Source organism: Caballeronia sp. LZ034LL (assembly GCF_031451215.1).
GTDB lineage: Bacteria > Pseudomonadota > Gammaproteobacteria > Burkholderiales > Burkholderiaceae > Caballeronia.
On the sequence record NZ_JARUXR010000003.1, the window covers coordinates 1,311,759 to 1,334,912 of the forward strand.

A 23,154-nucleotide genomic window follows, 5' to 3' on the forward strand; every position below is an offset into this window, starting at 1 on the left:
GGGGGGCCCGCGCCCCCCCCCTGTCCCCCCCACCCCCCGCCCCCGCACAACCAACAAAAACCCGGCCGGCCCCCCCCCCCCCCCCCCCCCCCCCCCCAAGACTCGAAAATACTGCAAGCGCGGGCAGACAGGTTTGCCCTATCCCCCCAACAAATCCTCAATCATCACCGGCAGCTTCCTCACGCGCACGCCGGTCGCGTGATACACCGCGCCGGTGATCGCCGCCGCGATGCCCGCCAGCCCGATCTCTGCGATACCCCTTGCGCCGAGTTCGTTAAAAACGGTATCGGGATAATCGAGAAAGGTGACGTCCATCTTCGGCGTGTCGGCGTTCGTCGCGACCACGTAATCCGCGAGACTGCTGTTCACCGGCGCGCCGCTGCGCTCGTCGTACACCGTGTGCTCGAACAGCGCCATGCCCACGCCCATCACCACCGCGCCCTCGATCTGGTTACGGCCCGCACGCGGATTCAGGATCTTGCCGCCATCGATCACGGTCACGACACGGCTCACGCGCAGCCGCGCCGTCAAAGGATCCCACGTCACTTCAGCGAAGTGCGCACCATAGGAATGGATCGACCACTTCTTCTTGAGCGGATCGTTGAAGCCGCCTTTCGCGCTGCCGCTGCCCGACGCCGCATGCAGCTTCGCCGCCTCGAGAATCTGCGCGTACGGCACGCCGCTACCCGGCGGCTGATCCTTGCGATGCACGTGCCCGCCCGTCATCGCGAGTTCCTCGGGCTTCGCGCCGTTGAACGGCGAACCTTCGGTCTTCGTGGCATGCGTGAGGAGCGTCTTAATCGCGCCGCGCACCGCATCCGATACCGCCGGAATCACCGAAGCCGTCGCCGCCGATCCACCCGACACCGGCCCGAGCGGCAGCGCCGTATCGCCGAGACCGACTTCGATCTTGCCGAGCGCGATGCCGGTATGTTCCGCGACCAGCTGCGCGAGGATCGTATAAGTGCCGGTGCCGATGTCCTGCGTGCCGCACGCAATGCGCGCGGTGCCGTCGGCGCGCAGATCGACGGTCGCGTCCGCCGAGAAGCGCAGGCCCGGCCAGCTGCATGCGCCCAGGCCCCAGCCGAGCGTGAGGCCGTCCCGCTTCATCGAGCCGACTTCCGGCGTGCGCTTGCTCCAACCGAATTTCTCCGCGCCGGTGGTCAGGCATTCCACGAAGTGTCGCGATGAAAACGGCAGGCCGCTGCTTTCATCGACCTTGGGCTCATTGCGCAATCTCAGTTCGACCGGATCGATCTTCAATGCGACGGCCAGTTCGTCCATGGCGCTTTCGAGCGCATACAAACCCGGCACCGCGCCGGGTCCGCGCATCGACGTGGGCGAGCCGACGTTGCGCTTCACCGTGCCGCCCGTGACGCGCAGGTTCGGCACGCTGTACATCGACGGCGTGGCTTCGCCGCAATCTTCCGCGTACTCGTCGGCGAGTGCCGCGTGATTCACGAAGTCATGCTGCAAGGACACGAGCTTGCCGTCCTGCGTCGCGCCCAGCCGGACGCGCTGTTGCGTCGTCGGCCGGTGGCCGACGTTCTGGAACATCATCTTGCGCGACAGCACGAGCTTGACGGGCCGTTCGAGCTGCCGCGTCGCGGCCGCCGCGAGCAGCGAATGCGGCCACATCCACAGCTTGCCGCCGAAACCCGAGCCGAGGTAACGCGAGATCACCCGCACCTTTTCCTTCGGCAGGCCCAGCATCTGCATCAGCGCGCCCTGATGATTCGAAACAGCCTGGCTCGTCTCGTAGAACGTATAGCCGTCGCCGTCCCAGTGCGCGACGGTGGCGTGCAGTTCAATCGGATTGTGCGTCTCGACCGGCGTGACATAAGTTTCGTCGATCTTCACCGGCGCGCTGTCGAACGCCATGTCCGGGCCGCCGCGTTCGCTGTGCGTGTCGAGCTTGCCGCCGTCATCGAGCGCGGCGCTGACGTCGTGCGGCGTCTTGTCGTAACCAACCTTGACCGCTGCTGCTGCGGCGCTCGCGGCCTCGAAGGTATCGGCCACGACGAGCGCCACATACTGCCCGTAATAGCGAATGACGTCGTCTTCGAACGGCGGACGGTTTTCATCGACCATGCCGGTCTCGATCGAACCGCCCGCGAGCCGATAGAAGCGGCCGATATTGCCGCGGTGAAGAATCAGTTGCACGCCGGGCATGGCCTGCGCGGCGGCGAATTCGAGCGACGTGATCCTGCCGCTCGCAATGGTGGCGCCGACCGGCACGGCAATCAGCATGCCGGGCAGATCGACGTCCGAGGTGTAAGTCGCGCGGCCGCAGACCTTCAGCGGTCCGTCGATGCGCGACTGGGGCCGTCCAATGACGGACGGCGTGGTGTCGGGCGCGGTGGACATAGTCAGGTTTCCTTGGTCGGGTTCAGGACGCTTGCGTGACGAGCTTGAGCGTATGCACGATGCAGCGCTTCGAGAGCTCCACCTTGAAGCCGTTCTCGCTTTGCGGTCTGGCATCGGCAAGGGCGGCATCGGCGGCGCGGCGGAAAGTCGCCTCGTCGGGCGCTGCGCCCTGCAACACCTGCTCCGCTTCGCGCGAGCGCCACGGCTTCGTGCCGACGCCGCCCAGACCCACGCGCGCATGTTCGATGCGCCCGTCCTTCAGCGCGACCACCATCCCCGCCGACGCCAGCGCGAACTCATACGATGCGCGATCACGCAGCTTCAGATACGCCGACCGCGCGCCTTGCGGCAGCGGCGGCACGGTGACGTGCGTGATGAGATCGCCGGCGTCGAGCACGTTCTCGCGATCGGGCGTCGTGCCCGGAGTCAGGAAGAACTCGTCGACGGGAATCGCGCGCTTGCCGCCCGTGCCTTCCACGTGAATGGTCGCTTCGAGCGCCTGCAACGCGACGCACATGTCCGACGGATTGCTCGCGATGCACGCTTCACTCGTGCCGAGTATCGCCATCATCCGGTTGAAGCCCTGAATGGCCGAACAGCCGCTGCCCGGTTCGCGCTTGTTGCAGGGCGAGGCGGTATCGCGGAAATACACGCAGCGCGTGCGTTGCATGATGTTGCCGCCGGTCGTCGCCATGTTGCGCAACTGCACCGACGCGCCCGCGAGCACCGCCTGCGACAGCACCGCATAGCGTTCGCGGATCAGCGCGTGATGCGCGAGGTCCGAATTGCGCGCGGTCGCGCCGATGCGCACGCCGCCATCGTCCGTTGCCTCGATGGCATCGAGCGGCAGGCGGCTGATGTCGATGACGCGCATCGGCCGTTCGACGTTGAGCTTCATCAGGTCGAGCAGCGTCGTGCCGCCTGCGAGAAAGCGCACTTCGGCGCCTTGCTGGGCCGTATGCGCGAGCGCGCCGCCATTGATCGCGTCGCGCATGTCGCGCGCGCGGGAGAGCTGGAACGTTTCCATGATGCTCTCCTTATTTGGCCGGCGTCTTGCCGGCGCGCACCGACTGGATCGCCATGACGATGTTCTGATAGGCGCCGCAGCGGCACAGGTTGCCGCTCATCGCTTCGCGCACGTCTTCGTCGTTCGGGCCGATGGGTTCGTCGAGCAGCGCGACCGCCGACATCAACTGGCCCGCCGTACAGTAGCCGCACTGATAGCCATCGCATTCGACGAACGCGGCCTGCAGCGGATGCAGTGCCTCCACTTCGCCGATGCCTTCGATGGTCGTGACGGTATCGCCATCGCATGCGGCCGCGAAGCACAGGCATGAGTTCACGCGGCGTCCGTTGACATGCACGGTGCACGCGCCGCACTGGCCGTGGTCGCAGCCTTTCTTCGTGCCGGTCAGATGCAGATGCTCGCGCAAGGCATCGAGCAATGTCGTGCGCGGATCGAGCGAAAGCGTATGACTGCGGCCATTCACGTTGAACGTGACGCTGGCGGGCGCAGCCGGCGTCCGGACCGGGGCCAGTGCTTCAGTGCGGGCGGAACTGGGCGTGTCTGCGTGAATGGTTTTGGATTGGGGGACAGGGCGTTGTGGCATCGGGCATTCTCCAGGGATAGCGCGTGGAAGCTGCACTGCATGGCAAAGACCGCCCGGGCAGGCGGCCAGGCGTGAGAGAGCGAAGATGGAGCGAGAGCGTGACGGCGCGCGTCAGGCGGAGAGCGGGCAGCCGGGGAAGAGTCTGCGCAGGGCGCGCAGGACTTCATGTGCCGCAGGGACGCGTGTGATGACGCTCTAGCCAACTCAAGCCAGTATAGGCAGCGGACGCGAAACTTTCTCGACTGCAAGCTTGCGCGCGCGGCCGGTCTTGCGCAGGCGCACGAAGCATGCCCGGCGTCGAGCTTCAGTGCGGGAACACGGCGCGAACGAAAAGATAGAAGAGATAGACGCCGACCGTCGTGAACGCAACGAGCGCCACGAGGACGAGGAACAGGCGCACAGTCATCTGCATGGCGTCAGTCCAAAAAAAAGGCCGCTTGCGCGGCCGGAAGGAGGGGTGGATCGGTCAGGCTTCAGGCTAAAGGCGCATTCTTAAGTCAGACTTAAGTGCGCCACTCTTTCGGGCTGGCCGGGCCATTCTCCTTCCTTTGCCAACTCGATGCAGCGAACTTACCGCAACGCTTCGCTATAACGGTCGCGCAGCGGAATGATCGTCAACAGTGCCACCGCGCTGCCGAAGATCACGTAGTAGCAGATCGAAAGCGGGTCGCCGGTGCTCATCGTGAGCCATTGCACGATGGCCGGTGCAAAGCCGCCGAAGATCATCACCGCGACGTTATAGCTCACCGAGATGCCGGTCGACCGCACGCTCGAGGGCAGCAGCTCCGAGATGAACGCCGGATAGCAGCCCTGGAAGATGCCGAGGTAGGTCATCAGCAGCGCCTGGCAGACGATCAGCATCGGCAGGCTCGGATGCGCGGTCAGTACCGCGAAGATCGGATACGCGGTGAGCAGCGACAGCGCCAGCGCGGTCAGCATCAGCTTCTTGCGGCCGATACGGTCCGACAGGCGCCCGAAGAACGGGCAGCACACGAGATACACGAGCGCGCCGATGGTCGAGCTGATGAGGCCGTCGGTGAGCGCCATGTGCAGCACGCGGGTGGCGTGGGTCGGCAGATAGAGCAGGAAGATATACGTGCCGATGGTGCCGAACACCGTCAGGCCAAAGCCCGCGAGCACGGAGGTCCAGTGCTTGGTGGCCGTGTCGCGGATGGGGCTTGAGCTCAGTTCGTTCTTCTGCGCCTTCTCGACGAACACGGGCGATTCATCGAGCTTCGAACGCAGATACAAACCCACCGGCACGATCAGCAGACCGACCACGAACGGCACGCGCCAGCCCCAGCTATTGAGATGCTCGGGGCTCAGCGTGCGTGTCAGCACCGCGCCGAAGAACGAGCCGGCGAGACTCGCGGCCGCCTGCGCGACCATCTGGAAACTGCCGAAGTAGCCGCGCTTGTCGGCGGGTGCGTATTCGACGAGAAAGGCCGTCGCGCAGCCCACTTCGCCGCCCGCCGAGAAGCCCTGGATCAGCCGGCCCAGCAACATCAGCAAGGGCGCGGCGATGCCGATGGCCGCATACGTCGGCGCGAACGCGATGATCGCAATGCCGACCGCCATCAGCGAGATGGTGAGCGTGAGCGCCGACTTGCGTCCGACGCGGTCCGCCACCGCGCCCAGCACGATGCCGCCGAGCGGCCGCGTCAGGAAGCCGACGCCGAAGGTGGCCCAGGTTGCAAGGAGCGAGATGGTGGGACTGGTGGCGGGGAAGTAGAGCTTCGAGATGATGACGGCGAAGAAGCCGTAGACCATGAAGTCGAACCATTCGAGCGCGTTGCCGATGGTCGACACGACGATTGCTCGTCGGCCGGACAGGTTGAGCGCGGCGTTCTGTTCGGCCGCGTGGGCTGCAGGAAGTACGGTGCTCATCGAATGCACTCCGTGGGCGTGGGGCGATTGATCAAATGCCAGACTTTATTGGCCGACGACAGCCGTGTATCCGGCCTGCACCGGGTAGGCGAGCAGGCCGCTGCAACCCTCAAACATTACGCCTGGCTGAAATAAGAAAATATAGAATTTCTGAACTGACACTCAAGGAAACCTGATTGAACGATCGGGTTTGTCCCTAGCCACGATGAGCAACATCCGCTTTCTGCGCACCTTCATTGCCGTCGCGCGCTACGGCTCCTTCGCTGCCGCCGCCGAAAAGGTTGCGCTCACACAAGCCGCCGTGAGCATGCAGATGCAGTCGCTCGAAGACGATCTCAAACGGCCGCTGTTCGATCGCGTGGGGCGGACTAACCGCCTGACGAGCATCGGCAAGCAGGTGTTGCCGCAGGCGGAGCGCATCGTCGCGCTGTACGACAGCATGCGGCACACCGGTCTCGATGACGAGATCGCCGGCTCCGTGTCCATCGGCGCGGTTGATTCGGCCATGGGCGCGCTGGCATCGGTCGTTACGGAATTGAAAGGTCAATACCCGAAGCTCGATGTGCGTCTCTTCACCGGCAAGGCGCTCGCGCTCGCGCCGCAAGTGGAGGCCGGCGAGATCGATGCGGCGGTGATCGTCGAGATGGCGGGCAAGACGCCGGCCAGTCTCAACTGGACGCCGCTCTATTCGGAACCGCTGGTCGTGATCGGCTCGCCGGGCGGCGCGGCCTCGAGTGCGGCCGAGATGCTGGCCAGCCGGCCGTTCCTGCGCTTCGACCGCGCACAGCGCACCGGCGTGTTGATCGAGCGGGCGCTCAGGCACAACCGCCTCGTGGTGAACGAGTTCCTCGAACTGAATTCGCTGGAAGTGATCGTGGAACTCGTGCGGCAGGACGCGGGCGTGTCAGTGGTGCCGCTGCTCGAATACGGCTCGTGGGCAAGCGACCCGGCCTTGCGCGTGATGCCGCTTGCACGGCATACGCCGCGCCGTGTCGTCGGCATGCTGGAGCGCAAGATCCACGACCGGCATGCGGTGATGAGCGTCGTGCAGGAACGCATCCGGTTGCGGTCGCATGGCGCAATGCCGCTCGCGAACGGGACGTGACACCCAAGCTTTGCTTAAGTGACGGACAAGAAATATCAGCTTTCCCTGTGAATTGCGGCCACTGACAATGCTCGGGCAAGCTCGCACGTCCAACCATCACTGAAGAGGAACGCATGTCGATCATTCCCGAGATCGCCGCAAGCCGCGCCACGATTCAATCCATTCGCCGCGATATCCACGCGCATCCCGAACTCTGCTACGAAGAGGCCCGCACCGCCGAACTCGTGGCGCACACGCTCGAAAGCTGGGATATCGAAGTGACGCGCGGGCTGGGCAAGACGGGCGTGGTCGGCGTGTTGAGGAAGGGCAGCGGCAAGCGCGCCATCGGCTTGCGCGCCGACATGGACGCGCTGCCCATCCCCGAACTGAACACCTTCGCGCATGCGTCGCGTCACGAGAACAAGATGCATGCGTGCGGTCACGATGGCCACACCGCCATGCTGCTCGGCGCCGCGCAATATCTGGCGAAGCATCGGGACTTCGACGGCACGGTCGTCTTCATCTTCCAGCCCGCGGAAGAAGGCGGCGGCGGTGCGAAGGCAATGATCGAGGATGGTCTGTTCGAGCGCTTCCCGGTCGATGGCGTGTTCGCGCTGCACAACTGGCCCGGCATGCCTGCCGGTGAATTCGGCGCGCGTGTGGGCGCGACGCAGGCGTCGAGCAACGAGTTCGAGATTCGCATCGAGGGCGTCGGCGCGCATGCCGCGATACCGCACGATGGCGTCGATCCGGTGTTCACTGCCTTACAGATCGGCACGGGCTTGCAGAGCATCGTGACGCGCAACAAGCGCCCGGTCGATGCCGCCGTGCTCTCGATAACGCGCATGCAGGCGGGTCATGCGATCAACGCAATACCCACTACCGCGACACTCGCCGGCACGGTGCGCACGTTCTCGACCGAGGTGCTCGACCTGATCGAGACGCGCATGAAGGAGATCGTCAGCGCGACGGCGGCGGCGTATCGCTGCAAGGCGGAAGTCAGTTTCCTGCGCAACTATCCGCCGACCGTCAACACCGAAGCCGAAACGCAGTTTGCGCTGGGCGTGATGCGCGACATCGTCGGGGCGGAGAAAGTGAATCCGAACGTCGATCCCACCATGGGCGCCGAGGATTTTTCATACATGCTGCTGGAGCGGCCCGGTTGTTATGCGTACATCGGCAACGGCGTCGGCGCGCATCGCGAACATGGGCACGGCATCGGTCCCTGCATGCTGCACAACAGCAGCTACGACTTCAACGACGAACTGCTGCCGCTTGGCGCCACCTACTGGGTGCGGCTCGTGCAGGCGTTTCTCGCACGTGCCTGACCAGGAGAGCGCACATGTTTTCATCGACCTATCGCGAGGCGCGTCAGCGTTTCCTCGACTCCGCCGCCGAACGCCGGCTGACCGTGGATACGCGCGTGCTGGAGGGCGTCGCCGGACTTGAAGGCGAGCTGCTGGCGACGGATGTCGTGCGCATCGGGCCGCGCACGGCGCGGCGCATGCTGGTGCTGACCTCGGCGACGCATGGCGTGGAGGGCTTCTGCGGCTCGGGCGCGCAGATCGCATTGATGCGCGACGACGGACTGGCCGCGCTGATGAAGCAACTCGATGTCGCGTTGCTGCTCGTGCATGCGATCAATCCCTATGGCTTTTCCTTCCTGAGCCGCACGACGGAAGGCAATGTCGATCTGAACCGCAACAGCATCGACTTCGCAGCGCCCTTGCCGCAGAACCCGGGCTATGCGGAACTGCACGAACTGCTGATCCCGGCCAACTGGCCGCCCGACGAAGCCAACGTTCAGGCCATTCGTGGCTATATCGAAGAGCGCGGTGAGTGGGCGTATCAGCAGGCAGTGACGACGGGCCAATACACGCATCCGCAAGGCCTGTTCTATGGCGGTGCGGAAACTGCATGGAGCACGCGCACGATGCGCGAACTGCTGACGGAGTACGGCGAGGGCTGCGCATCGATCGGCTGGATCGACTTCCATACGGGACTCGGGCCGAGCGGTTTCGGCGCGAAGATCTGCGTGGGCGATGTGCCGCGCGCGCGTCGCTGGTGGGGCGCGGACGTGACGAGCCCCGCGGACGGCACCTCGATTGCGGCGGATATTGCCGGACCGCTGCTCGATACCTTGCGGCAGACGTGTCCGCGTTCGGCCAATGCGTCGATCGCGGTGGAATACGGCACGGTGCCGCTCACCGAGATGCTCGACATGCTGCGCGCGGACCAATGGGTGAGGCAGCATGCCGATGCACCCGATGCCGTGAAGCACGCGATCCGCCAGCAGATCCGCGCGGCCTTTTATATCGATGACGATGTCTGGCGCGGCCAGATTCTCGGACAGGCGCGCGCGGCGGTGTTGCAGGGGTTGTACGGCCTGTCGCGCGAGTGCTGATCGAAACGGGCCGCACACGCCGCTGCGGCCCGCTGCATCACAGCGACATGCAGCCCGCCAGGATCACGCGCCAGCCGGGCTGTTCCGGCTCATGTTCGGCACGCTGTCCGTAGATTTGCAGGATCAGCTGGCCGTCCTTGGCGAATGCTTCGAAGCTCGTGACATAGCCGCAATCGGACGGCTTGCTCACGATCCAGCAGCGTTCTATCTGCGCATGCTCCACGTGCAGACGATATTGCTTGTTCATGACGTTGAGGTACTGAGCGTCCTTCATCAGCTTCTCGACCTTGCCCGTCGATATCTGCACGCAGCCCGCATTGCTGACGAAGATCGCGAGGCTCACGTCACGCAGCTTCGATTCCGTGAACACTTCCATCAGCGAATCGGCGGCGACTTCGCGCGCGAGGTCGGGCTCTACGCAGCGATAGAGTTCCTGACGGCTCTTGCCGTGCTTGCGCATCAGGAGATAGAAGTCGTGCGGATCGGTCATCGCACGCCATTCTTCGCTGATCGATTCATTGGACGCGCTGGGAAGGCTATGCGGCATGGCGCGAGGAGAGACCGGTTCAACGCGCGCCGTGACGCTCTCGTCTGCGCATCGATGCCGCTCCACGAGTGCCTTGAACGCCTGCATGTTCGTATCCTGCGTCGCATAGATCTTGTGCACTGCCTTTCCGGCATCGTCGAAGATCTGGATGGACTCGAGCGTACGGTTCGGCTTTTCGTCGCGCAGGAAAAAGAAGTGCTTCCAGTGACGGAAGAAGATCCGCAGATCGAGACCGCCGGGATTGAGAACCAGACCCGCTTCGGCCGATACGCTCATCTGCCGATAGCCGTTCAGATACTGATTCGTGAACACGCCGGTCTGAACGCTGATCGCATGTTCGTTCCTCGTGATGCCGCGCACTTCGCCGCAGGCTTCGAGCGCCGCGATGAACGCCTTCACGTCAGGCACGTTCAGCGCAATGGCATCCATGCCGACGCGTGCGCGCATCATCGTCAACTCGTCGATCTGAATATCCCGGGCGATGTCGTACGCATACTCCTTTGGGATCCTGTCTTTCACTGCATCGATGATTTCGTTCATTGCCTCTCCCTTGGTCATGACGGATGACAACGAGATTACGCTCAAGGCGTGGCTAAGGGTTTCCCTTTAGCGCTTTGCTTGACGAAACTTAAAAGGCTCACGTTAAGTTGCTTAAAGACAAGAAAAGAAGTTATTTCGAAATGTCTCAAACCTGCTTAAAGACTAAGCAATTTGCTATTGATCGTCATTGCGAAGGGCATAAGAATGATTGGCTGAAAGGAAGTTGATAGATGAACTTCTTTAAGCGGCCGCAAGGTCTTCTATTCCCGTCTGGAGCAACTCATGCAGCTCATTTCCCGTCTGATTCGAATCCTTTCCGTGACCGCTACGGCCGGCTCGGCGCTGATGGTCCTGTCCACCGCGCAAGCGAATACGCAGGCTGCCGCCGACGTCGCCGCGCAAGCCGAGCCGCAAGCTCACACGCTCGACATGAAGGCAACCGTCGTGAAGGTTCACGCTGATACGAGCAGCGTCGAGGTGAAGGGTCCGAAGGGACGCGTCGTGGTCATCGAGGTGGATCCCGCCGTCGCGGACGTGAAGAAGCTCAAGGCCGGCGACGAGGTCCACGTGTCCTATCGTGGCGCGCTGTTGATTTCGGCCGATCCGGTGGATCCGAAGGCCGCCGAGTCGCGCGTGATCGCCGACGAAACCTCGCCGGCTTCAGGCGGTGTCGTCGTGAAGAAACACGGCGTGCAGGTGGTGGCGGTGGTGCAGAAGATCGATGCGGCCGCGCGTGAGGTCACGCTGGCCGGTCCGAAGCACACGGTCACGGTGCAGGTGGCGCCCGACATGCCGCTCGACAAGATCAAGGTCGGCGACCGCGTCACGGCCACCTACGTCGCGGCCACCGCCATGAACGTCACGCGCGACGGGCACGTGGTCAAGTAACCGCACAGGGGCGCGTTGCGCCGAGCGTCACATGTTGGTCCAGGACGAGCACCAGCCGCGTCCGGCCACGAGCTTGTCGCCGAACAACGTGCAGCCGCCCCATGCATCCGTCGCTTTGCCCTGGAACAGCGAGCAGTTGGCGCACGTCTGCTCGGCCGCGTAGTTCGCGTACTTCTTCTTGTCGACCTTCGCGGCGTTTTCGGTGTAGCCAACGGCCACCGCGGCCGGGTCGGATTCGCTCAGATGGGCGGCATCGGCCCGGACGCGCGTGAGCCACAGCGCGGGCAATGCGCCTGCGCCGGCAATCATGAAATTACGGCGGCTGATGGGTTTCATGGTGAACCTTTGTATGTGTGGGGAGGTTCCTGCGCGCCAGTTTTTCCTGTCTTTTCCAGCACTTGGCGGCAAGCGTTTGCGAATCATACGGCCGGTCGTTTTTTTGTGAAGGCCTTGAGGCCATTCTCATGCAACGCGCAGGCTACGTCGCTTAATCCGCACGCTGCTAAACCTTTGCGCGCCGCGGCCGTAATCAGGCAGAACGCGTTTGCAACTGCGTGAATCATGCCCGCGGCGCCTTGGCTGCGGATCAATTCGAAGGAGAAGAACCGTGAGTGGAATGGACTGGATGATGGCAAGCGTGTATCTGACGGGACTGGTCGGCAGCACGCTGTTCATGAGTGCGCTGGCGCGGCGCAGCCTGAATCGGGTGGAGGAACACGGCCACTAAGTCTTTCAGTTTGCTTGTGCCAAGCTTCTTCGTTATCTGAATACCGCCTTTGCGCAGGCGGCGCAAGACGGGTCGAGAGATAGTCCCGCACAAGCCGCAAAAACAAACGCGCCGGGCGATCGGCTCGAAAGCCCATCGCCCGGCGCGTCATTCAAATGCTTCCGGCGTCTTAGTGAAACAGCTTGACGGCCTGCGTCAGGGTATTCGTCACGCCCCATGCAAGCGGGATCAGCACATAAGCCCAGAACAGCACCAGCAGTCCCTTGTTCGACGAACCGCCTTGCTGGATATCGTTACGCGAATTCATTGCGAATCTCCTTTCTTCAGTCTCAGCTCGCGGTCTGCGCCGACGTGTTCATGTGATGCTTCTCGTGCACGCGCGTCACGAGCAGGTTGCAGACGAAACCGATCACGAGCAGGACAGCCATGATGTGCAGCGTCATCGTGTAGGCATCCGCGCCGGTGACGCCGTGGGCGACCTGATAGGCGCGCACATAGTTGACCAGCACCGGACCCGCGATGCCCGCCGCCGCCCACGCAGTGAGCAAACGTCCATGAATGCCGCCGACGAACGCCGTGCCGAACATGTCCGCGAGATAGGCGGGGACGGTCGCGAAGCCGCCGCCGTACATCGACAGGATGATGCCGTAGGCCAGCACGAACAGCGCGATGTTGCCGGCGGTCGCGAACTGCGGCACGAGGAAGTACAGCACGGCGCCCAGCACGAAGAACACGAAGTACGTGTTCTTGCGGCCGATCCAGTCGGACGCCGACGCCCACACGAAGCGCCCGCCCATGTTGAACAGCGAGAGCAGCCCGACGAAGCCGGCCGCCGCACCTGCGGTGATCGAGGTCTTGAAGCTTTCCTGGATCATCACCGAAGCCTGGCCGAGCACGCCGATACCCGCCGTGACGTTCAGGAACAGCACGAGCCACAGAAGATAGAACTGCGGCGTCTTGAGCGCCTGGTCGATATGCACGTGGTTCTTCGTGATCATCTTGCTGGCGGTGACGGGCGGCGTCCAGCCGGCCGGTTTCCAGTCCGCCGGCGGAATGCGGATGGCGAGCGCGCCGATCGTCATCGAGATGAAATAGAGCACGCCGAGCACGAGGAAGGTTTCCGCCACGCCCGCGCTGGTCGCGCTCTTGAAGTAGTTCATCAGCGCGACGGAGCCGGGCGCTGCGATCATCGCGCCGCCGCCGAAGCCCATGATCGCCATGCCCGTGGCCATGCCGCGGCGGTCCGGGAACCAGCGGATCAGGGTCGAGACCGGCGACACATAACCGAGCCCCAGTCCGATGCCGCCAATCACGCCATAGCCGAGATACAGCAGCACGATCTGATGCAGATAGACGCCGAGCGCCGAGACGAGGAAACCGCCGCCGAAGCAGCAGGCCGCCGTGAACATGGTGCGGCGCGGGCCGACCTTTTCGAGCCACTTGCCGGCAAAGGCCGCCGAGAGGCCGAGAAACACGATGGCGAGCGAGAAGATCCAGCCGAGCGTCGTCAGCGTCCAGTCATCCGGCGCGGACTTGGTGATGCCGATGATCTTCGTGAGCGGGGCGTTGAACACCGAGAATGCATAGGCCTGACCGATGCACAAGTGAACAGCGAGGGCGGCAGGCGGCACCATCCAGCGCGAGAATCCGGGCCGGGCGATGGTCGCCTCCTTGGAGAAGAAAGTTGTCGGGCCGTGGGCGGCCCCTTGATTGATTGTGCTGTTCATGGTGGTCTCCGTGGCGCGTCATGCAAGCACGTGCGCGCGCATCGTTACTGAGGTGCAGACGCCGGGGTCACCGGTGCAGCAGCCCGCCGTGGTTCATGCAGGCGCGCGATGCGGTTTGCATCCTGCGTCTGCAAGGCCATTTCGCGCCGCAAACATGCTGCGAAAGCACATATGCATGCGGCGCTTTGCCACGGCTGGGCATGAACATAGACAACTGTGAAAGGCTTTGCAATATGAACACTCGTGCCATAAGCGTTTGCCCTCAGCGCAAGGCACTTGCCGGTGTGGCGCATCGCTACAGCCGGGCGCAGGTGTTCTGAATGTGAACAGCACAGGATCGCCCCGTACAAACCCTGAGCACATCGCGCTGAGCCGCATGCCGGCGTGGTCGGCGAACCCGCGATGCGTGCAGCGCGCTCATGGCATGGAACTCGCAAACCAGAGCGACCGGCGCCGGTCAACGGCTGTGCCGGCCCGTTCACGTCGACATGCGAGGAGCACACAGAATGAATCACGCGGAGATGCAGTTCCTGAGCACGGAGTACCCGTACAAGAAGCAATACGGCAACTTCATCGGCGGCAAGTGGGTTGCGCCCGCGGGTGGCGAGTACTTCGACAACATCTCGCCGATCACGGGCGAGCCCTTCACGTCGATCCCGCGCTCGCGCGAGGCCGACATCGAAGCCGCGCTGGACGCGGCGCACGCCGCCAAGGTGGCTTGGGGCAGGACGTCGGTCACCGACCGCTCGAACGTGCTGCTGAAGATCGCGGAACGCATGGAGCAGAACCTGCAGCGCCTCGCGGTGGCGGAATCCATCGACAACGGCAAGCCGCTGCGCGAGACCATGGCCGCCGACATTCCGCTGGCCATCGACCATCTGCGTTACTTCGCGGCGGCGGCGCGCGCGCAGGAAGGCGGCATTTCGGAGATCGATCACGATACCGTCGCGTATCACTTTCATGAGCCGCTGGGCGTTGTCGGACAGATCATTCCGTGGAACTTCCCGATCCTGATGGCGATCTGGAAGCTCGCGCCGGCACTGGCCGCGGGCAATTGCGTGGTGCTCAAGCCCGCCGAGCAGACGCCGGCTTCCATCCTCGTGCTGATGGAAACCATCCACGACCTGCTGCCGCCGGGCGTTCTCAATGTGGTCAACGGCTTCGGTCTGGAGGCCGGCAAGCCGCTCGCATCGAACAAGCGCATTGCGAAGATCGCCTTCACCGGCGAGACCACGACGGGCCGTCTCATCATGCAGTACGCCAGCCAGAACCTGATTCCGGTCACGCTGGAGCTGGGCGGCAAGAGCCCGAACATCTTCTTCGAGGACGTGCTGAACGCCGACGACAGCTTCTTCGACAAGGCGCTCGAAGGCTTCACGATGTTCGCGCTGAATCAGGGCGAGGTGTGTACGTGTCCGTCGCGCGCGCTGATTCAGGAATCGGTCTATGAGCGCTTCATGGAACGCGCGCTGAAGCGTGTCGAGGCGATCTCGCAAGGCCATCCGCTCGACACTAAAACGATGATCGGCGCGCAGGCTTCGCAGGAGCAATTGGAGAAGATTCTTTCGTATATCGATCTCGGCAAGCAGGAAGGCGCCGAGTGCCTCTCCGGCGGCGAGCGCAGAAGCTTCGACGGCGAGCTGAAGAACGGCTACTACATCAAGCCGACCGTCTTCAAAGGCCATAACAAGATGCGCATCTTCCAGGAAGAGATCTTCGGACCGGTGTTGTCCGTGACGACTTTCAAGACCGAGGAAGAGGCGCTCGAGATCGCCAACGACACGCTCTATGGACTGGGCGCCGGTGTATGGACGCGCGACGGTACGCGGGCCTATCGCTTCGGCCGCGCGATTCAGGCGGGACGCGTGTGGACCAATTGCTATCACGCCTATCCGGCGCATGCGGCGTTCGGCGGTTACAAGCAGTCGGGCATCGGGCGGGAGAATCACAAGATGATGCTCGATCACTATCAACAGACGAAGAACATGCTCGTCAGTTATAGCGACAAGCCGCTCGGCTTCTTCTAAAGCCTTTCCGGCAGTCTGTGAGGCCGCCGTCGATTCCGGCGGCGGCCGTTTTCAAGGACGGGGACATCATGAGCGAACAGGACGTGCAGCGCGTGACGGCGACAGCGGCCGCCCAAGAACTGATCGAGAAGCTCAAGGCCGAACATGGCGACGTATTGTTTCATCAATCCGGCGGCTGCTGCGACGGCAGTGCGCCTATGTGCTTTCCGGTGAACGAGTTCATGGTCGGCGGATCGGACGTGAAGCTCGGCGCGATCGGCGGCGTGCCGTTCTACATGACCGAATCGCAGTATGAGTACTGGCAGCATACGCAACTCATCATCGATGCGGTGCCGGGGAATGGCGGGATGTTCTCGCTGGAAAGGCCCTCCGGATTGCGGTTTCTGACGCGTTCGCGCTTGTATAGTGATGACGAGAATGCGTGGCTCGAGAAGCATCCGGTAGAAAAAGTGGAATAGACATGACGATGCGTATCGTCGTCTGTGCTTCACCGCTGGAAGCGACTCCTCACGAAACGAACGCGCACGAAACAATTCCGGTTGCCAGCGATGCCTCGCCCGATTGAAAACTATCGGCTCGGGTTATCGCTTCCTGTTTGATGACTTCGCACTCAATGCTCTGCATCAATAAAGTCATATTCTGATGCAGGCTAAAGGCATATAACTTCCCGACTTCACTATGGGCGTCAGGCGAACTCCGGCTCGCCAGGCGCGTGAAGCATTGCGCTTCTGGTGACGAAGTTGGCGTGCGAGGCTCCGCACTGCAAGCATGAACTTGCTCTCGGTGAGGCCCTTCTCGCGTCGAGACCTGTTTCATCTTCTACGTCAAAGAACGAGATGTCGCAGGCGGTGCCGTCAAGGTTCGGCGTGCCACACCGAGCCTGAATATCCCGAACAGGAGAGGGTTCATGGCTGTGACTACAAGCTTTCCCGGTGTCTATGTAACGGAAGATCAATCTCCAGCGTTATCGGTCGGGACCGCTTCGACCACGGTTCCGCTGTTCAGCATGCACTATGAGTTTTCCGGCACTGCGGTAAGGTTCGAATGCTGGCTCGATGTCGTCAATTATCTCGGAACCGGTCTGGATCTCGAAGATGCCGCAACAGCGGGACTTCGGGCTTACTTCGATGCAGGCGGCGGGCCTTGTTATGCCGTCTCACACGACTACCTCGAAAGGGAGGCTGGCAAACTGTCCTCAACAGTCAATCTGATCGTCGAGAACAGTTTCGACATTCCCCCTGAATTCAAGGATCTGAAGTCAGACGATGGAATTTTTCTGATCCTGGATGGACCCAAGGACGAACTCACCACCGCAGACCGCCCGACGCGCTATGGCAAGAATGCACTGGCGGCCGTCTACTATCCCTGGATCAGAGCGAAGTGGACCAAGGCTGACATAGCGCCAAGTGCGGTCATGGCAGCGCTTTACTGCAAGAATGATAAGAACCGCGGAGTATGGAAAGCGCCCGCCAATATGCCATTGCCCGCAGGTTTCACACCGAAGTACAAAGTATCCGATGATCTCCAGGGGCGGTACATGTCGGCGCCGGCGATCAACATGATTCGTACATTTCATGATCAGAACCCGGTCGTCTGGGGCGCACGTACGCTGGATGAGACCGACGAATGGCGATATGTACCGGTACGGCGTCTGTTCATCAGTGCCGAGCGCGATATTCGAGCTGCGATGAACGCCCTGATGTTCGAACCCAATATGCCGAACACCTGGGAGAAGGTGAGATCGGCTGTCACCAGCTATCTCCGCGGCCTCTGGCAGCAGGGTGGTTTGACGGGCATCTCCGAGGAAGAAGCGTTTTTCGTGCAGATCGGCAAGAACGTCACGATGTCGCAGGACGATATCGAGCAGGGAAAGATGATCATCCGTGTCGGCATGGCAGCGACACGGCCTGCGGAATTCATCATCCTTGAGGTTACGCAGAACGTGCAAAGCGCTTGAGGCCTGTCTACAAACCGGCTGTTCATTGCTTGCGGGCGGGCGCGTAGACGGAATGACCTCTCTTGGCACGCATGACGCACGCCATTAACCGATGTGGAAAATGAAAGATGAATGAGACGACAACTTATCCCGGCATCTATGTGTCTGAGAGTGCATCACCAGCAGTCAGCGTAACCCGCCTTTCATCCTCCGTACCGTTGTTCTGCATGGGAGACGATTTCTCGAATGAACCGGTTCGATTCGATAACTGGTTCGATGTCGTCAACTACCATGGCGGAAACGTCAAGACCGGCGATCAGAAAACGTGGGCGCTTCGTGGCTATTTTGAATGCGGCGGCGGCCCTTGTTATGCAATCAACTTCAGGCATCTGCTGGAGGGTGTAAAAACGCTGCAAGGGAGAATCAGCCTGGTCGTTGCAACCGCCAATGACCTCACGTCGAATATTCAAAGCATCCTCGATGTCGATTCCACTCTCTTCATTATCCTTGACGGGCCATATGAGGAGATCACTGCGGCAGGGTTTGACGCCGGCTATGCAGCCACGTCCCACGCCGCGATGTACTACCCTTATCTGCGCGCAAGCTGGACGACGAGCGATATTCCAGCGAGCGCGTTGGTTGCCGGTCTCTATTGCCGGAACGACGCTACCCGAGGAGTCTGGAAGTCGCCGTCCAACCTCCCTCTGCCTCGGGGTTACACGCCGAAGTTCAAAGTCTCGGACGACATCCAGGGGCTGTACAACCAGGGAAAGGCCATCAACATGATCCGTTCGTTCGGCGACGAGACGCCCGTAGTGTGGGGCGCGCGTACGCTCGACGATACGGACGCCTGGCGCTACGTGGCCGTACGCAGGCTGTTCAGCAGCGTCGAGCGCGACTTGGGGAGTGCAATGGAGCAGATGCTGTTCGAGCCGAATACGCCTCTGACCTGGGAGAAGGTCCGCTCGGCAGCCGTCAGTTATCTGCACGGATTGTGGAAACAAGGCGCACTGGCCGGCACGTCGGAGGATGAAGCCTACTTCGTACAGATCGGCAAGGAGGTGACGATGCTGGACGCCGACATCGCGCAGGGCAAGATGATCATGAAAGTCGGCCTGGCTGCCGTGCGGCCCGCCGAGTTCATCCTCCTCCAGTTCACCCAGAGCATGCCGGGAAGCTGACAGTCACTCCCAGCGCGGCGGCCGCTTTTCAATGAAAGCCTGCGTACCTTCGAGCGTAACGTCTTCCATCATGTTGCACGCCATCGTCTCCGACGCCAGCGCATACGCGTCCTCGATGCCGCTTTCAAGCTGCCGGTAAAACAGACCCTTGCCGGCCGCAACCGCTTCACGCGGCTTGGCGGCAATGCTCGCTGCAAGCTTGCCGACTGCATCATCAAGCTCGCCCGGCGGAGCGACGCGGTTCACCAGCCCGCGTTCCCGCGCCGTGGCGGCATCGATGAATTCGCCGGTCACCAGCATTTCGAACGCCGCCTTGCGCGACAGGTTGCGCGACAGCGGCACGCTCGGCGTTGCGCAGAACAGCCCGAGATTCACGCCCGATACGGCAAAACGCGCATCGCTCGACGCCACCGCCAGATCGCACATCGCGACCAACTGGCAGCCCGCCGCCGTCGCAATGCCGTGCACGCGCGCGATCACCGGCTGCGGCATCTGCTGGATCGCGAGCATCATCCGCGAGCAGCGTGCAAAAAGCGCGTGATAGTACTCACGCGAAGGCTCGGCACGCATTTCCTTCAGGTCATGCCCTGCGCAGAACGCGCGTCCTTCGCGGGCCAGCACGAGCACGCGCGCCTCTGACGACGCCACTTCCCGCAACGCGTGTTCGAGCGCGTCGAGCATGGCTTCGGACAGTGCATTGAAGGCTTCCGGCCGGTTCATCGTCAGCCGGACCACTCCTTTGACGCCATACGCATCGTGTTCCATTCGCACCAGTTCGCTCATGCATCCGCTCCTTCAGAGATTGAGTGCCGCAACCGATCCCGCGCGCTTGCGCAGTTCGAACTTCTGGATCTTGCCGGTCGAGGTTTTCGGCAACTCGCAGAAATCGATCGCACGCGGCACCTTGAAGCCCGCGAGCTTCGACTTGCAATACGTGATCAATTCCTCTGCGCTGACCTGCGCGCCTGCCTTGAGCTCCACGAATGCGCAAGGCGTTTCGCCCCAGCGTGTATCCGGCTTTGCAACGACGGCCACCGCCAGCACCGCCGGATGCCCGTACAACACGTCCTCGACCTCGATGCTCGAAATGTTCTCGCCGCCCGAGATGATGATGTCCTTGCTGCGGTCCTTGATGCGCACATAGCCGTCCGGGTAAGCGACGGCGAGATCGCCGGTATGGAACCAGCCGCCCCGGAACGCTTCTTCGGTTGCGGCCGGGTTCTTCAGATAGCCTTTCATGGCGATGTTGCCGCGGAACATGATCTCGCCGATGGTCTCGCCGTCAGCAGGCACCTGTTCCATCGTGTGTGGATCGCGCACGGTCACGGCGTCCTGCAAGTGATAGCGCACGCCTTGCCGGGCATTGAGATGCGCGCGCTCGTGAACATCGAGCGCGCTCCATTCCGCTTGCTGCGCGCATACCGTGGCGGGGCCATAGACTTCGGTCAGGCCATACACATGCGTCAACTCGAAGCCCATGCGCTCCATGCCTTCGATCATCGCGGCAGGCGGCGCGGCGCCTGCAACCATCGCATGCACTTTCTGGTTGATGCCGGCTTTCCATTCGTCCGGTGCGTTGACGAGCAGGTTCTGCACGATCGGCGCGCCGCAGTAATGCGTGACGCCTTCGCTGCGGATCAGGTCGAGCACGCCTTTCGCGTCGATGCGTCGCAGGCAGACGTTCACGCCCGCGCGCGCCGCGACCGTCCACGGAAAGCACCAGCCGTTGCAATGGAACATCGGCAGGGTCCACAAGTACACGGCGTGCTTCGGCATGTCCCATTCGAGGATATTGCTGACGGCATTGGTGTACGCGCCGCGATGGTGATACACGACGCCCTTCGGATTGCCCGTGGTCCCCGACGTGTAGTTCAGGCAGATGGCATTCCACTCGTCCGAAGGCGGCGACCACTCGGATGCGGGATCGCCGCTCGCGAGCAGCGCCTCGTATTCGATCTCGCCGATGCGCTCGCCGGGGCCGGTGTATTGCGGATCGTCGATGTCGATGACCAGCACGCTCTGCGGCACGTCTTCGAGCGCGCGGCGCATGACGTCCGAGAACTCGCGGTCCACCAGCACCGCCTTGGCTTCGCCATGCGTGAGCATGTAGCCGAGCGTGGCGGCGTCGAGGCGCGTATTGAGCGTGTTGAGCACGGCGCCCGACATCGGTACGCCGAAATGCGCTTCGACCATCTCGGGCGTGTTCGGCAGCATCGCGGCCACGGTATCTCCATGACCAATGCCGCGCGCCACAAGCGCCGACGCGAGCCTGCGCGTGCGCGCATAGGTCTCGGCCCAGGTGCGTCTGAGATTGCCATGCACGACAGCAGGGCGTGCCGGATACACCGACGCGGCGCGCTCGATGAACGACAGCGGCGTGAGCGTCGCATAGTTGGCGGCGGTTTTGGGCAGGCCGTCTTCGTACATGCCGGTGGACATCGTGATCTCCGTGTGCGCAAGGATGCGGGTGATGGCAGTCTCACCCAACTGTATTAGCTGATTGTTATGATGCCCGCGAGCGGCATCGGGCTGATGCCCGACTCGCTCATGGTTTGCCCTGATCAGGCGAGGTCGTCGAGCTTCACCTCGAAGCCGCGCTGCACGCCCGGGCGGGCGAACAGCGTGTCATACCAGCGCTTCACGTTGGGGAAATCGTCGAGGGAAACCTGATGGCGCTCGTGGCGCCAGGCCCAGCCGAGGATCGCGAAGTCCGCCACGGACAAGGCGCCGGCGACGAACTCCACCTGACCCAGGCGGGTGTCGAGCACGCGATACAGGCGGCGGGTTTCATCGGAATAGCGCTTGAGCCCGTAGCGACGATCGCTTTCCGCCTCGACCGCCCGAAAATGGTGCACCTGGCCCGGCATGGGTCCGAAGCCGCCCATCTGCCACATCAGCCATTCGAGCACCGGCACGCGGTCGCGCAGGCTTGCCGGCAGAAACTTGCCGGTCTTCTCGCCGAGATAGAGCAGGATGGCGCCGGATTCGAAGACGCTGATCGGCTGAGTGCCGGGGCCGTCGGGGTCGATGATCGCCGGGATGCGGTTATTCGGGCTGATGCGCAGGAATTCGGGCGCATGTTGTTCGCCCTTGCCGATGTTCACCGTCCTGACGCTGTAGGGCAGCTTCATTTCTTCCAGCGCGACGCTGATCTTGCGTCCGTTCGGTGTATTCCAGGTATGCAGTTCGATGGTCATGGCGGCGTCCTTGTCTTATGTTCAGCTCAGTGCGGGCGCGACATGGCGTTGAAAGCCCGCGCGTTGCGTCACGCCGATGTACCAGCGTTCGAGGTTGGGCAGCGCGGGACGGACGAGTTCCGCGATCCCGAACCAACGGCGGGCATAAGCGCCGATCACGATATCCGCTAGCGTGAACGTGTTGCCTTCGAGATAGTCGCGGTCGCGCAAATGAGTGTCGATGACGCGCCAGAGTTTCTCCACTTCGCTTGCAGCGGCGCCGAGCTGCGCCGTGTTGCGTTCTGCGGCGGGGGTGCGGACGTAGCCCCAGAAGAGCGCGCGTTCGGCGGGCTGCAGGGTGGACAGTGACCAGTCGAGCCAGCGGTCGGCGCTTGCGCGGGTCTTGGGATCAGCAGGATAGAGCGAGTCTTGCGAAGCGTATTGCATCGCCAGATAGCGCAGGATCGAGTTGGATTCCCACAGCACGAAATCGCCATCGACCAGGGTGGGTACGCGGCCGGTCGGATTCATGGCGAGATAAGCGGACTCGTTGTTGCGGCCGTACTGCATGCCCGCGTCGATGCGGTCGAAGGGAAGATTCAGTTCTTCACAGCACCACAAGACTTTCTGCACATTGACGGAGTTGGCGCGGCCCCAGATTGTGATCATCGGGTGGATCTCGTTGAGTGGAGAAGTATCGCTATCTTAGCCGCGTTCGGATCAGCCAGGCTTCGGCCGGCCTCTGCCGGTTCTTGCCAGTACGAAAAGCGCGCCTCGATGTGCTGTTCACTGCTCCAGAAAAAACATGTTGTCGCACCGCACACGCGCCGCCTCAACATGTGAAGTTATCTACAGTTGTTTGCCATTCTTCCGATTCGAATCGCGCCTTCATTACTCGGTATTCGATGCTTGATTAGCGATACTGATGCACTTCGTTTCCGATAACTTCAACCAATAAAACAGCGCCTCTCTCCGTTGGTTTAGATCTATCCGAACGTTCGGTTCGGACGATCGGAGAACGCTTGAAATTCAATCAGCTATCACCCACAGGTG

20 protein-coding genes are annotated in these 23,154 nt (G+C 62.4%); 8 read left to right on the forward strand and 12 right to left on the reverse strand.

The window, feature by feature from the left end; all coding sequences use genetic code 11:
* Positions 1–138: 138 nt before the first annotated feature.
* The 4 genes from QCE83_RS27105 to QCE83_RS27120 all read right to left on the reverse strand — a co-directional run bounded on the left by QCE83_RS27105 (position 139) and on the right by QCE83_RS27120 (position 5,864).
* Positions 139–2,367: a xanthine dehydrogenase family protein molybdopterin-binding subunit gene (locus QCE83_RS27105; protein WP_309818556.1), complete on the reverse strand. Its 2,229-nt coding sequence runs from the start codon at positions 2,365–2,367 to the stop codon at positions 139–141.
* Positions 2,368–2,389: 22 nt separating this feature from the next.
* Entirely contained in the window at positions 2,390–3,394 is a 1,005-nt protein-coding gene (locus QCE83_RS27110) for a xanthine dehydrogenase family protein subunit M (protein WP_309818558.1), read from the reverse strand.
* Between the two features lie 10 nt (positions 3,395–3,404).
* Complete coding sequence (locus QCE83_RS27115; protein ID WP_309818562.1) at positions 3,405–3,977, reverse strand: 2Fe-2S iron-sulfur cluster-binding protein; 573 nt, start codon at positions 3,975–3,977, stop codon at positions 3,405–3,407.
* A 570-nt stretch (positions 3,978–4,547) separates the two neighbouring features.
* Complete coding sequence (locus QCE83_RS27120) at positions 4,548–5,864, reverse strand: MFS transporter (protein ID WP_309818564.1); 1,317 nt, start codon at positions 5,862–5,864, stop codon at positions 4,548–4,550.
* Positions 5,865–6,069: 205 nt separating this feature from the next.
* Between QCE83_RS27120 and QCE83_RS27125 the strand changes: the two genes are divergently transcribed.
* The 3 genes from QCE83_RS27125 (at position 6,070) to QCE83_RS27135 (ending at position 9,352) form a co-directional block, all read left to right on the forward strand.
* Positions 6,070–6,969, forward strand: coding sequence for a LysR substrate-binding domain-containing protein (locus QCE83_RS27125; protein WP_309818771.1), 900 nt, complete (start codon positions 6,070–6,072; stop codon positions 6,967–6,969).
* Positions 6,970–7,082: 113 nt separating this feature from the next.
* Positions 7,083–8,276: a M20 aminoacylase family protein gene (locus QCE83_RS27130; protein ID WP_309818566.1), complete on the forward strand. Its 1,194-nt coding sequence runs from the start codon at positions 7,083–7,085 to the stop codon at positions 8,274–8,276.
* Between the two features lie 14 nt (positions 8,277–8,290).
* On the forward strand, positions 8,291–9,352 hold the full coding sequence (locus QCE83_RS27135) for a M14 family metallopeptidase (RefSeq protein WP_309818568.1): 1,062 nt from the start codon (positions 8,291–8,293) through the stop codon (positions 9,350–9,352).
* 37 nt (positions 9,353–9,389) lie between these two features.
* On the opposite strand, the gene QCE83_RS27140 is transcribed toward QCE83_RS27135, so the two are convergent.
* The gene (locus QCE83_RS27140; RefSeq protein ID WP_309818571.1) at positions 9,390–10,439 is read right to left on the reverse strand and encodes a ChuX/HutX family heme-like substrate-binding protein; all 1,050 of its coding nucleotides are present in this window, start codon (positions 10,437–10,439) and stop codon (positions 9,390–9,392) included.
* A 282-nt stretch (positions 10,440–10,721) separates the two neighbouring features.
* On the opposite strand from QCE83_RS27140, the gene QCE83_RS27145 reads away from it, so the two are divergent.
* Positions 10,722–11,327 carry a hypothetical protein gene (locus tag QCE83_RS27145; protein WP_309818573.1) on the forward strand — a complete coding sequence of 202 codons (606 nt, stop codon included), beginning with the start codon at positions 10,722–10,724 and terminating at the stop codon, positions 11,325–11,327.
* A 27-nt stretch (positions 11,328–11,354) separates the two neighbouring features.
* On the opposite strand, the gene QCE83_RS27150 is transcribed toward QCE83_RS27145, so the two are convergent.
* The 3 genes from QCE83_RS27150 to QCE83_RS27160 form a co-directional block, all read right to left on the reverse strand.
* Positions 11,355–11,663 (reverse strand): high-potential iron-sulfur protein, encoded by a 309-nt coding sequence (locus QCE83_RS27150; protein WP_309818575.1) that lies wholly within the window; start codon positions 11,661–11,663, stop codon positions 11,355–11,357.
* A 560-nt stretch (positions 11,664–12,223) separates the two neighbouring features.
* Positions 12,224–12,361, reverse strand: a complete 138-nt coding sequence (locus QCE83_RS27155; protein WP_309818577.1) for an oxalate:formate antiporter — start codon at positions 12,359–12,361, stop codon at positions 12,224–12,226.
* A 22-nt stretch (positions 12,362–12,383) separates the two neighbouring features.
* Positions 12,384–13,781: an OFA family MFS transporter gene (locus QCE83_RS27160; RefSeq protein ID WP_309818579.1), complete on the reverse strand. Its 1,398-nt coding sequence runs from the start codon at positions 13,779–13,781 to the stop codon at positions 12,384–12,386.
* A 506-nt stretch (positions 13,782–14,287) separates the two neighbouring features.
* On the opposite strand from QCE83_RS27160, the gene adh reads away from it, so the two are divergent.
* From adh to QCE83_RS27180, 4 genes are all read left to right on the forward strand, one after another.
* Positions 14,288–15,808, forward strand: a complete 1,521-nt coding sequence (adh, locus tag QCE83_RS27165) for an aldehyde dehydrogenase (RefSeq protein ID WP_309818581.1) — start codon at positions 14,288–14,290, stop codon at positions 15,806–15,808.
* A gap of 68 nt (positions 15,809–15,876) precedes the next feature.
* Entirely contained in the window at positions 15,877–16,266 is a 390-nt protein-coding gene (locus QCE83_RS27170) for a DUF779 domain-containing protein (RefSeq protein WP_309818584.1), read from the forward strand.
* A 449-nt stretch (positions 16,267–16,715) separates the two neighbouring features.
* Positions 16,716–17,765, forward strand: a complete 1,050-nt coding sequence (locus tag QCE83_RS27175) for a phage tail sheath C-terminal domain-containing protein (protein WP_309818586.1) — start codon at positions 16,716–16,718, stop codon at positions 17,763–17,765.
* A 107-nt stretch (positions 17,766–17,872) separates the two neighbouring features.
* Positions 17,873–18,925 carry a phage tail sheath C-terminal domain-containing protein gene (locus QCE83_RS27180; protein ID WP_309818588.1) on the forward strand — a complete coding sequence of 351 codons (1,053 nt, stop codon included), beginning with the start codon at positions 17,873–17,875 and terminating at the stop codon, positions 18,923–18,925.
* A 3-nt stretch (positions 18,926–18,928) separates the two neighbouring features.
* Here the strand turns inward: QCE83_RS27180 and QCE83_RS27185 are convergent, their stop codons facing one another.
* The 4 genes from QCE83_RS27185 to QCE83_RS27200 all read right to left on the reverse strand — a co-directional run bounded on the left by QCE83_RS27185 (position 18,929) and on the right by QCE83_RS27200 (position 22,770).
* The gene (locus QCE83_RS27185) at positions 18,929–19,708 is read right to left on the reverse strand and encodes an enoyl-CoA hydratase (protein ID WP_309818590.1); all 780 of its coding nucleotides are present in this window, start codon (positions 19,706–19,708) and stop codon (positions 18,929–18,931) included.
* 12 nt (positions 19,709–19,720) lie between these two features.
* A complete protein-coding gene (locus QCE83_RS27190) occupies positions 19,721–21,364 on the reverse strand; it encodes an acyl-CoA synthetase (RefSeq protein ID WP_309818593.1) in 1,644 nt (547 codons plus the stop codon).
* A gap of 122 nt (positions 21,365–21,486) precedes the next feature.
* Positions 21,487–22,122 carry a glutathione S-transferase family protein gene (locus QCE83_RS27195; RefSeq protein WP_309818595.1) on the reverse strand — a complete coding sequence of 212 codons (636 nt, stop codon included), beginning with the start codon at positions 22,120–22,122 and terminating at the stop codon, positions 21,487–21,489.
* 21 nt (positions 22,123–22,143) lie between these two features.
* Positions 22,144–22,770: a glutathione S-transferase family protein gene (locus tag QCE83_RS27200; protein WP_309818597.1), complete on the reverse strand. Its 627-nt coding sequence runs from the start codon at positions 22,768–22,770 to the stop codon at positions 22,144–22,146.
* Positions 22,771–23,154 lie beyond the last annotated feature (384 nt).

Bases quoted from the DNA above. Each gene is read 5' to 3' on its own strand.
- QCE83_RS27105 (WP_309818556.1), bottom strand. From the start codon at position 2,367: ATGTCCACCGCGCCCGACACCACGCCGTCCGTCATTGGACGGCCCCAG.
- QCE83_RS27110 (WP_309818558.1), bottom strand. From the start codon at position 3,394: ATGGAAACGTTCCAGCTCTCCCGCGCGCGCGACATGCGCGACGCGATC.
- QCE83_RS27115 (WP_309818562.1), bottom strand. From the start codon at position 3,977: ATGCCACAACGCCCTGTCCCCCAATCCAAAACCATTCACGCAGACACG.
- QCE83_RS27120 (WP_309818564.1), bottom strand. From the start codon at position 5,864: ATGAGCACCGTACTTCCTGCAGCCCACGCGGCCGAACAGAACGCCGCG.
- QCE83_RS27125 (WP_309818771.1), top strand. From the start codon at position 6,070: ATGAGCAACATCCGCTTTCTGCGCACCTTCATTGCCGTCGCGCGCTAC.
- QCE83_RS27130 (WP_309818566.1), top strand. From the start codon at position 7,083: ATGTCGATCATTCCCGAGATCGCCGCAAGCCGCGCCACGATTCAATCC.
- QCE83_RS27135 (WP_309818568.1), top strand. From the start codon at position 8,291: ATGTTTTCATCGACCTATCGCGAGGCGCGTCAGCGTTTCCTCGACTCC.
- QCE83_RS27140 (WP_309818571.1), bottom strand. From the start codon at position 10,439: ATGAACGAAATCATCGATGCAGTGAAAGACAGGATCCCAAAGGAGTAT.
- QCE83_RS27145 (WP_309818573.1), top strand. From the start codon at position 10,722: ATGCAGCTCATTTCCCGTCTGATTCGAATCCTTTCCGTGACCGCTACG.
- QCE83_RS27150 (WP_309818575.1), bottom strand. From the start codon at position 11,663: ATGAAACCCATCAGCCGCCGTAATTTCATGATTGCCGGCGCAGGCGCA.
- QCE83_RS27155 (WP_309818577.1), bottom strand. From the start codon at position 12,361: ATGAATTCGCGTAACGATATCCAGCAAGGCGGTTCGTCGAACAAGGGA.
- QCE83_RS27160 (WP_309818579.1), bottom strand. From the start codon at position 13,781: ATGAACAGCACAATCAATCAAGGGGCCGCCCACGGCCCGACAACTTTC.
- adh (WP_309818581.1), top strand. From the start codon at position 14,288: ATGAATCACGCGGAGATGCAGTTCCTGAGCACGGAGTACCCGTACAAG.
- QCE83_RS27170 (WP_309818584.1), top strand. From the start codon at position 15,877: ATGAGCGAACAGGACGTGCAGCGCGTGACGGCGACAGCGGCCGCCCAA.
- QCE83_RS27175 (WP_309818586.1), top strand. From the start codon at position 16,716: ATGGCTGTGACTACAAGCTTTCCCGGTGTCTATGTAACGGAAGATCAA.
- QCE83_RS27180 (WP_309818588.1), top strand. From the start codon at position 17,873: ATGAATGAGACGACAACTTATCCCGGCATCTATGTGTCTGAGAGTGCA.
- QCE83_RS27185 (WP_309818590.1), bottom strand. From the start codon at position 19,708: ATGAGCGAACTGGTGCGAATGGAACACGATGCGTATGGCGTCAAAGGA.
- QCE83_RS27190 (WP_309818593.1), bottom strand. From the start codon at position 21,364: ATGTCCACCGGCATGTACGAAGACGGCCTGCCCAAAACCGCCGCCAAC.
- QCE83_RS27195 (WP_309818595.1), bottom strand. From the start codon at position 22,122: ATGACCATCGAACTGCATACCTGGAATACACCGAACGGACGCAAGATC.
- QCE83_RS27200 (WP_309818597.1), bottom strand. From the start codon at position 22,770: ATGATCACAATCTGGGGCCGCGCCAACTCCGTCAATGTGCAGAAAGTC.